The organism is Micromonospora sp. NPDC002411 (assembly GCF_053592955.1).
On the sequence record NZ_JBSFBM010000279.1, the window covers coordinates 1 to 8829 of the forward strand.

Sequence of the window (8829 nt, forward strand, 5' to 3'; positions counted from 1 at the left end):
GCTGGACACCGCGCACGGGTACGTCCTCGGCATTCCACAGACCACCACCGACCGGCTGCTGGCCGAGCACGCCAGCGAGGTCGGCGTCGTTGAGCGCCTTGCGTAGCTGCGACACCCGTACCTGGAGGGCGCCGGCGGGATTGGCGGGGGAGTCCTCGCCCCACAGGTCGTCGATGAGGCGATCCGCCGAGACCACCTGGTTGCGGTTGGTCAGCAGGTCGGCCAGCAACGCGCGGACCTTCGTGCCGGGCACCACCACCGGCTCGCCGGTGTCGGTGGTCACGGCGAGCGGCCCGAGCACCCCGAACTGCACGGCGGTCATCCTATCGCCGCCAGGGTGACCGGAAGCGGACGGCGAGCGCGGCGGCGGGGACCGTGAGGATCGTCGTTCGGCGCTGCGGCGGACCGCCGCGAGCATCCGCCGTACGCCGAGCACGTGACCGCCGGACCTGAGGAGTAGCTGTCGGTAGAGGCCGCCGGCCAGACCGGGGAAGACGGCCCGGGTCTCCGCCCGGAGGCGGGATCGGCCCGGCCCGGTCTGTTCGAGCCGGAAGACCAGCGCGTACGTCGAGAACCGGTGGCTGCCCCGCAGTGTCAGCTCCCGTCCGGGGATCGCGGTGGCCACCCGGAACCCGGGGATCGTCGAGCCTTCGGCGAGCGGTCGGGGCCCGGACGCGACGGGGTCGGCGGCGCTGACCAGGCGGGCGTACGCGCCCGTCCCGGGCCGGCCGAACGTCGTCTCGACGGCGTGGACGAGGTGCGGCCAGGCTTCCTCGGGCTCGGCCTCGATGACGGTGGCGTGTTCGTCCACGTGCGGCAGTGCGTCGATTCGCATGGGTGCCTCCCCGTTCTGCGCTCCATTCTCACCGACCGACCGAAGTTCGCCGATCCCGGCAATGGCGTGGGGCCGGTTCGCCAGGTAGAAACAGGGGCGAGAGAGCGCTCTCACCGCCCTAGACTGCGCCGGAGTCCGCTCCGGCCAGCGGAGAGGACGAACCGCATGTCAACCCCGTCCCGTCGTACCCTCATATTCGCTCTGCTGGTGGCCATGACCGTCACCGTGAGCGGCACGGCGGCAAGCGCCGGCCGCCCCACGTACGGCGCACCCGACTTCGGCCCGAACGTGACGATCTTCGACCCGTCCATGCCGGTCGGTGCGATCCAGCAGACCCTCGACGCGGCACACGCCCGGCAGGTCGACAACGAGATGGGCACCGAGCGGCACGCCTACCTGTTCAAGCCGGGCACGTACGGCACCGCCGAGCAGCCGTTGCAGGCCAAGGTCGGCTACTACACCGAGGTGTCCGGCCTGGGCGCCTCGCCCACCGACGTCACTGTCAACGGCAAGCTGGAGGTCTACAACCGCTGCCTCGCCGACGGCGGCACCGGCAACTGCCTGGCCCTGGTGAACTTCTGGCGCACCCTGTCCAACCTGTCGCTCACCATCAACGCCGCCGGCCAGGACGGCTGCCGATCGTCGGCGAACTTCTGGGCCGTGTCGCAGGCGGTGTCGATGCGCCGGCTGAACATCGGCGGCGGCGGTCTGTCGCTGATGGACTACTGCACCGCCGGCCCGCAGTACGCCAGTGGCGGCTTCATCGCCGACTCCCGGCTGCCCGCCACCACCAACGGCTCACAGCAGCAGTGGCTGACCCGCAACAGCGAGGTCGGCGGCTGGTCCAACGCGGTGTGGAACCAGGTCTTCGCCGGAGTCGAGGGCGCGCCGGACGACGCCACGTTCCCCGACCCGCCGTACACCACACTGGAGACCACTCCGCTCAGCCGAGAGAAGCCGTACCTCTTCGTCGACGGCAAGGGTCGTTACCAGGTCCGGGTGCCCGCCGCGCAGCGGGACAGCCGCGGTGTCTCCTGGGCGGACGGCATCACGCCGGGCCGGACCATCCCGATCGGCGACTTCTTCGTCGCCAAGCCCTCCGACCCGGTACGCGTCATCAACGCCCAACTCGCCCGCGGCAAGCACCTGCTGCTCACCCCCGGGGTGTACGACGTCGCGCGCAGCATCGAGATCCGGCGCGCCAACACGGTCGTGCTCGGCATCGGGCACGCCACCCTCACCGCGGTGAACGGCGCCGTCCCGCTGGACGTCGCCGGTGTGCCCGGCGTGATCGTCGCCGGTGTCACGATCGACGCCGGCACCGTCGAGTCGCCGGTCCTGCTGCGGGTGGGTCGAGAGCACGGCCACAACGCCAGCAGCCGGCACAACCCGACCACCCTGTCCGACGTGTACTTCCGCGTCGGTGGCCCGCACATCGGCCGGACGGACACGGCGCTGGAGGTCAACAGCGACAACGTGCTCATCGACCACACCTGGGTGTGGCGCGGTGACCACGGCGTCGAGGGCTTCACCGAGGGCGTCAACGGCGACACCGACCGCTGGCGGACCAACACCGGTCGCTACGGCGCCGTCATCAACGGCGACAACGTGACCGCGACCGGCCTGTTCGTCGAACACTTCCAGCGCTACAACACGGTCTGGAACGGCGAGCACGGCACCACGATCCTCTACCAGAACGAGCTGCCGTACGACCCGCCGACGCAGGCCGACTGGATGAACGGCCCAGTCGAGGGCTGGGCCGGGTACAAGGTGGGTGACCGGGTACGTCACCACACCCTGCACGGCGGCGGGGTGTACGTCTTCAACCAGAACAACCCGTCGATCCACACCGAGAACGGCTTCGAGGTGCCGAACCGGCCGGGTGTGAAGCTGCACCACATCATGACCGTGAACCTCAGCGCCGGGACGATCGACCACGTGGTCAACGGCGTCGGCGACGCTGCCGACATGACCAAGGTCGGCGCACCGGTCTATCTCACGCAGTACCCGACCCCGTAGGGATCCCGGGCGTACCGACGGGGCTGGAGCCGGCGAGGCTCCGGCCCCGTCGTCCGTTTCCGCCCAGGGAGATTGTGCGTCAACGGTCTTGAATTCCTATCTTGACGGTAGGAAAATAGGTGAATGCCGGTCAGTCCGCTCCTCACCTCGCGTCGGGTCGTCGACCTGATGCGGGTCGCCAGCGAGCTCTGTCCGGGCGCACCGGCCACCACCTGAGCCCCGCAGCACCGCTCTCCTCGTCCGGCCGCGCTGCCGGACCCCGCGTCGACTCCTAACCCCGGCGCGCTCGTCACCGCACGTTCCACCGATCCGGCCCCGCCGGATCGGTTCACAACCATGGAGTACGCCATGACATCCGATCAGCCACCGCCCACCCCACCGACGGCCGGAGAGTCCCGGCTCGCGTTCAACGAGGACTGGCTCGCGACAATCCTCGGCCTCGCCCTGCTCGCCCTGGTCCTGCTCGGTGCCATTCCTGCCGGGCTGGTGCCCTGATGAGCGCCGACGCGACCCGCACTGCCGACGAGCCTCGCCCGGCCCATGGAACCCCGGCCGACGGAACCCCGGCCGGCGACGCGCCCGATGCTGTCGTGCCCCCTCCGGCCACCGACGATCCCGCTCCGACCACCGTGGCGCGCGACGGCCTGTTCTGGGCCTGGACCGTGCTCGGCCTGGTGATCGTGGTCGGTCTCGCCGCGCTCACGCGCTACCTGGAGCAGAACGTTCCCGACTGGGCCGAGGGCACCGCGCTGGAGGACGTCGGGGCCGCTGTCGAGTACCCGGTCTACGCCATCCTGCTCGGCCTGTTGGGCAACGTCGCCGTCACAGTGCTCGGCTGGCGGGACCGGATCGCCGCCGCGTTCCGGACCGAATTCTTCATCAAGACCGGTCTCGTGCTGCTCGGTGCCTCGATCAACCTGGCCGTCATCGCCAGCGCCGCCGGACCGGCCATCGCCCAGGCGATCCTGCTGATCAGCGGGGTCTTCCTGTTCACCTGGTGGTTGGCCGGCAGGTTCGGCCTGGACGACAAGCTGCGGGCGTTGCTCGCGTCGGCGGTGTCGATCTGCGGGGTAAGCGCGGCGATCGCCGCCGCCGGCGCGGTTCGTGCGCGCCGCGAGCAGTTGGCCTACACGGCAAGTCTGGTGATCGTCTTCGCGTTGCCGTCCATCTTCGTCCTGCCCTGGTTGGCCGACGTGTTCGGACTGTCCGACGCGGTGGCCGGGGCGTGGATCGGCGGCAACATCGACACCACCGCCGCGGTCACCGCCGCCGGAGCGCTCGCCGGCGAGGAGGCGCTCCAGATCGCCAGCATCGTCAAGGTCACCCAGAACGCGTTGATGGGTGTCGTCGCGGTGGCGCTCACCGCGTACTTCACCCTGCGTGTGGAACGGCGGCCCGGCGCGGCCCGACCGGGCCTCGGCGAGTTGTGGACGCGGTTTCCCAAGTTTGTCCTGGGCTTCGTCGCCGCCTCGATCATCGCCACCTGGTACCTCGACGCGGCCGGCGCGGACGGCAAGGCCACCATCGCCATCGTCAACGACCTGCGGGTGTGGTTCCTGATCCTGGCCTTCGTCAGCATCGGCTTGGAGGTCCGGGTCGCGTCGTTGCGGGAGGCCGGTTGGCGGCCGGTGGCGGTGTTCGCCAGCGCCACCGTGTTCAACCTGGCGTTGGCGCTCGGCCTGGCGTCCCTGCTTTTCCGCAACTTCTCGGCCTGAGGCGGGCGGTAGTCGGCGTCCGCGCGGACGTGATGGGCCGGAGCCATGCTGGCTCCGGCCCATCACCGTCAGCGGGGTGGTGTCGTGGAGGTGGTCGGCGCGCGGGACCGTCTCGAACCCAGCCAGTGGCGCACGGCCAGCGCGGCGCCGCCAGTGGCCAGCAGCGGCACCTCCACCGCGATGTAGCCGCGTACGTCACCGCCGCTGAGCAGGGTGCCGCCGACGATGCCGACCGGCAGTACCGCCCCGGGGCCAGAGCAGGAACACACCGGCGCACAGCACGCCGATGGTGGCAGTCAGGCCGACCGGCCCGGGTAGCAGGGTGACCACTGTCATCACTGCGCCCAGCCCGACCCCGGCGAGCAGCACGCTGGGCGCGACGACCGGCACTCTCATTGCGGCAACCCCCTCCGTCAAAGGCACCCAGGGCATGCCAGCGAGCACCCCCCGGTGAGCAAATTACTAGAGACAAAGGGCTAAACAGTACTTAATGGTCTAGACGGGACTTATCGGACTAGGCTTCGCGTATTGCTATCGCATATTGGGCTAATCATCCCTTTGGCGGGTATTGAGTGGGTTACCGTCGTGCCCGGCCGTCGTTGCCGCTGCGGGCCGACCGTTTCGTCGTTCCAAGGAGTTCCACATGGATCTTCCCGTTGCCGCCGGCGGTGTCGATCCGCCGACGAACCTGATGCCCCGGCGCGTCCTGGTGACCGGAGGCGCCGGCTTCATCGGCAGTCACGTGGTCGCCCGACTGATGCTGATGGGCAACCAGGTCCGGGTACTGGACAACTTCTCCACCGGCCGGATCGAAAACCTGGTCGACGCTGCGTACAGCGGACTGACCGAGTCGGACGTCGTCTCGGGTGACATCCGTACGCCGGAGGGTGTCGAGGTCATCCATAGGTGGCAGCCGGACGTGGTGGTGCACCTCGCCGCACAGTCGAGCGTTCCCGCTGCCCGTCGGTCACACCTGTACGACGCCGACGTGAACGTGTTCGGCACCGTCAACGTGCTGGACGCCTGCGCCCGGAGCGGTGTACGGCTGGTGATCAACGCGGTCAGCGGCGCCATCTTCGGCAGTGTCGCCGCCCACGAGTTGCCGGTCGGCGAGGACCGTCCGATCGCGCCGGTGAGCCCGTACGGCATCAGCATGGCTGCCGGCCTGCGCTACCTCGACTGGTACGGGCATCAGCACGGCCTGTCGTACACCTCGATGGTGTTGGGAAATGTCTACGGGCCCCGGCCGCAGGGCAGTGACTGCGGCGTGGTGTCCCTGATGGCCGACGCGCTACTCGGGGGCCGGCAGGTGGTCATCTACGACGACGGCGCGCAGACCCGGGATTTCATCTACGTCAGCGACGTCGCCGAGGCGATCGCGGTCGCCTGTCACCACAACGGGGTGGGGATGGTCAACATCGCCTCGGGTCGGCAGACGAGCGTCAACGAGGTGTACGACACCGTCCGGGAGGCGTCCGGCGTCGACAACGCGGCCCGTTACGAGCCGCTGCCCTGGCCGGGCGAGGTGCGCACCATGGCGCTGGACAGCAGGAAGGCGCGCGAACTGCTCGGCTGGTACCCCAAGGTCGGCTTCACCGCGGGCGTACGGATGACGGTGCGCGACGCCCGCCGCCGCCAGGACGCCAGCCAGATCCTGTCCCCGGTGTGGGCGCTGGAGCGCGCCATCAGCCACTGACGACCCAGCGCATAATTCCCGTGATCTGAACGGGATTTTCATTGATCAGTCTAACTCTTGCGGGTTGGTATCCACTGCTGCCACGATGGCCGTCAATGCCTTCCGTCCCGAAGGAGTGGTCGTCATGGCGGTCTCCCGCCGCAGGTTCGTCACGTCCGTGATGGCGGGGTCCGCCCTCGCCGCCGCCTCCAGCACCGAGCTGCTCGCCACCATGTCCAGCCCTGCACACGCCGCCAGTCCCCCCGGGGACGTGGTCGGCAAGGTGACGGTCGGCTACCAGGGCTGGTTCAGCGCCCCCGGCGACTCCGCGCCGATCGGCGGCTGGTGGCACTGGAGCCGCGACAGGTTCCAGCCGCCGTCGCCGGCCAACACCACCATCGTGTCCTGGCCGGACATGCGCGAGTACACCCGCGCCTATCCCACCGCGTACCCCAACCTCGGCAACGGCCAGCCGGCCACGCTCTTCTCCTCCTACGACCAGCAGACGGTCGACACCCACTTCCGGTGGATGCAGGAGTACGGCTGCGACACCGCCGCCCTGCAACGGTTCAACCCGATGGGCGACGAGGGCCCGACCCGCGACGCGATGACGCAGAAGGTGCGCTCCGCCGCCGAGCGCTACAACCGCAAGTTCTACATCATGTACGACGTCACCGACTGGTTGACGTTCCAGTCGGAGATCAAGACCGACTGGACGACGAAGATGTCGGCGCACGTCGCATCCAGCGCGTACGCCCGGCAGAACGGCAAGCCGGTCGTCTGCATCTGGGGCTTCGGGTTCAGCGAGCCCAGCCGCCCCTTCACCCCGGGCCCCTGCCTGGAGGTCATCAACTGGTTCAAGGCGCAGGGCTGCTACGTCATCGGTGGCGTGCCCACCTGGTGGCGGCAGGGCATCGAGGACTCCCGCCCCGGCTTCCTCGACGTCTACCACGCGTTCCACGCGATCTCGCCGTGGATGGTCTACCGGGCCAGGACCGTGGAGGAGCTGGACTCGTACTACAACAACGTCAACGTCGGCGACATGGCCGACTGCGCGGCACGCGGCATCGACTACCTGCCCTGCGTGATGCCCGGCGACCTGGCCGGTGGGCACCGCAAGCACGGCGACTTCTACTGGCGGCACATCTACAACATGGTCCGGCTCGGCTCCCAGGGCCTGTACGTGTCCATGTACGACGAGTACAACGAGGGCAACCAGATCGCCAAGACGTCCGAGACCCAGGCCACCACCCCGGCCGGCGCGAACATCCGGGCGCTGGACGAGGACGGCGTCGCCTGCTCCTCCGACTACTACCTGCGGATCACCGCCGACGGCGGCCGGATGCTCAAGGGCCAGCTCGCGCTCACGGCGGTCCGTCCCACCCCGCCGATGGTCGGCACTCCACCCCCGACCAGCGGCGACCTCGCGGCCGGCCGGCCCACAACGGCCAGCAGCCAGAACGGCCCCTTCCTCGCCTCGAACGCGGTGGACTCCGACGCCGGCAGCTACTGGGAGAGCGGCGGTGGCGCGTTCCCGCACTGGTGGCAGGTCGACCTCGGCGCCAGCCAGCAGGTCAGCCGGATCGTGGTGCGGCTACCCGCCGGCTGGGGCGCACGTACCCAGACCATCACCGTGCAGGGCAGCGTCGACGGCAGCTCCTTCTCGACCATCGCCGCGGCCTCCGCGTTCACCTTCGACCCGGCCACCGGCAACACCGTCAGCCGCACGCTGACGACCACCACGGCCCGACACATCCGGCTCAGCATCGCCGGTAACACCGGCTGGCCGGCGGGCCAGCTCGCCAAGGTCGAGGTGTACGGCGCCAGCGGCACCACGGACACCCCGCCGACCGCCCCGGGTGGTCTCACCGTCACCGGCAAGACGTCGACGAGCGTGTCCCTGGCCTGGACCGCGTCGACCGACGACAAGGGAGTGACCGGCTACCAGGTGCGCCAGGGCGGCACCGTGGTCTCCACCGTCACGGGCACCACCGCCACCGTGAGCGGGCTCTCCGCGTCCACGTCGTACACCTTCACTGTCGTCGCCCGCGATGCCGCCGGCAACACCTCCGGCGCGTCTTCCGCGGTCACAGTGACCACGGACGCCGCGGCCAACGCGGACCTCGCCCGGGGTCGACCCACGTCGGAGAGCGGCCACGTGCAGAGCTATGGGTCGGGCAACGTGGTCGACGGTGACGCGAACAGCTACTGGGAGAGCGCCAACAACGCGTTCCCGCAGTGGGTGCAGGTCGACCTGGGTTCCTCTCGTACGGTCGGGAGGGTGGTGCTGAAGCTGCCGCCGTCGTCGGCCTGGGGTACTCGGACGCAGACTCTTTCCGTGCAGGGCAGCACCGATGGGTCGAGCTTCGGCACGCTGGTCGGATCGGCGGGGCGGGTCTTCGACCCGGCCAGCGGTAACCAGGTGAGTCTCACCTTCACCGCCGGGCAGGCCCGTTACGTGCGGATCACCGTCACCGGCAACACGGGGTGGCCGGCAGGGCAGTTGTCGGCGCTGGAGGTCTACGCCAGCTGACCGGAACGCGGGCGGCCGCCGGGGGAGCGGCCGCCCATTGAAGGGCAGCACT

General features: G+C 69.6%; 6 protein-coding genes and 1 pseudogene. 5 read left to right on the forward strand and 2 right to left on the reverse strand.

Translation table 11 applies throughout. The features are described 5' to 3' along the window. Positions 1-142 precede the first annotated feature (142 nt). Positions 143-835: pseudogene (locus ACWCO3_RS26490) on the reverse strand (AfsR/SARP family transcriptional regulator); the annotation flags it as partial. A gap of 165 nt (positions 836-1000) precedes the next feature. On the opposite strand from ACWCO3_RS26490, the gene ACWCO3_RS26495 reads away from it, so the two are divergent. The 3 genes from ACWCO3_RS26495 (at position 1001) to ACWCO3_RS26505 (ending at position 4569) form a co-directional block, all read left to right on the forward strand. Continuing rightward, the gene (locus tag ACWCO3_RS26495; RefSeq protein ID WP_450012600.1) at positions 1001-2854 is read left to right on the forward strand and encodes an adenylyl cyclase; all 1854 of its coding nucleotides are present in this window, start codon (positions 1001-1003) and stop codon (positions 2852-2854) included. Between the two features lie 348 nt (positions 2855-3202). After that, positions 3203-3349: a hypothetical protein gene (locus ACWCO3_RS26500; protein ID WP_167524827.1), complete on the forward strand. Its 147-nt coding sequence runs from the start codon at positions 3203-3205 to the stop codon at positions 3347-3349. Further along, complete coding sequence (locus ACWCO3_RS26505; protein WP_450012602.1) at positions 3349-4569, forward strand: YeiH family protein; 1221 nt, start codon at positions 3349-3351, stop codon at positions 4567-4569. Before ACWCO3_RS26500 ends, ACWCO3_RS26505 begins: the two co-directional genes overlap by 1 nt. Positions 4570-4764: 195 nt before the next feature. Here the strand turns inward: ACWCO3_RS26505 and ACWCO3_RS26510 are convergent, their stop codons facing one another. Next, positions 4765-4965: a hypothetical protein gene (locus tag ACWCO3_RS26510; protein ID WP_145780932.1), complete on the reverse strand. Its 201-nt coding sequence runs from the start codon at positions 4963-4965 to the stop codon at positions 4765-4767. Between the two features lie 247 nt (positions 4966-5212). Between ACWCO3_RS26510 and ACWCO3_RS26515 the strand changes: the two genes are divergently transcribed. Together ACWCO3_RS26515 and ACWCO3_RS26520 are read left to right on the forward strand one after the other, a co-directional pair. Beyond that, positions 5213-6265 (forward strand): NAD-dependent epimerase/dehydratase family protein, encoded by a 1053-nt coding sequence (locus tag ACWCO3_RS26515; RefSeq protein ID WP_450012605.1) that lies wholly within the window; start codon positions 5213-5215, stop codon positions 6263-6265. A gap of 124 nt (positions 6266-6389) precedes the next feature. After that, positions 6390-8777 (forward strand): galactose-binding domain-containing protein, encoded by a 2388-nt coding sequence (locus ACWCO3_RS26520; protein ID WP_450012607.1) that lies wholly within the window; start codon positions 6390-6392, stop codon positions 8775-8777. Positions 8778-8829: the final 52 nt, after the last annotated feature.

What these genes read in the sequence shown, in the direction of transcription:
- ACWCO3_RS26505 (WP_450012602.1), top strand. Translation starts at nt 3,349, where the DNA reads ATGAGCGCCGACGCGACCCGCACTGCCGACGAGCCTCGCCCGGCCCAT.
- ACWCO3_RS26520 (WP_450012607.1), top strand. Translation starts at nt 6,390, where the DNA reads ATGGCGGTCTCCCGCCGCAGGTTCGTCACGTCCGTGATGGCGGGGTCC.
- ACWCO3_RS26495 (WP_450012600.1), top strand. Translation starts at nt 1,001, where the DNA reads ATGTCAACCCCGTCCCGTCGTACCCTCATATTCGCTCTGCTGGTGGCC.
- ACWCO3_RS26500 (WP_167524827.1), top strand. Translation starts at nt 3,203, where the DNA reads ATGACATCCGATCAGCCACCGCCCACCCCACCGACGGCCGGAGAGTCC.
- ACWCO3_RS26515 (WP_450012605.1), top strand. Translation starts at nt 5,213, where the DNA reads ATGGATCTTCCCGTTGCCGCCGGCGGTGTCGATCCGCCGACGAACCTG.
- ACWCO3_RS26510 (WP_145780932.1), bottom strand. Translation starts at nt 4,965, where the DNA reads ATGAGAGTGCCGGTCGTCGCGCCCAGCGTGCTGCTCGCCGGGGTCGGG.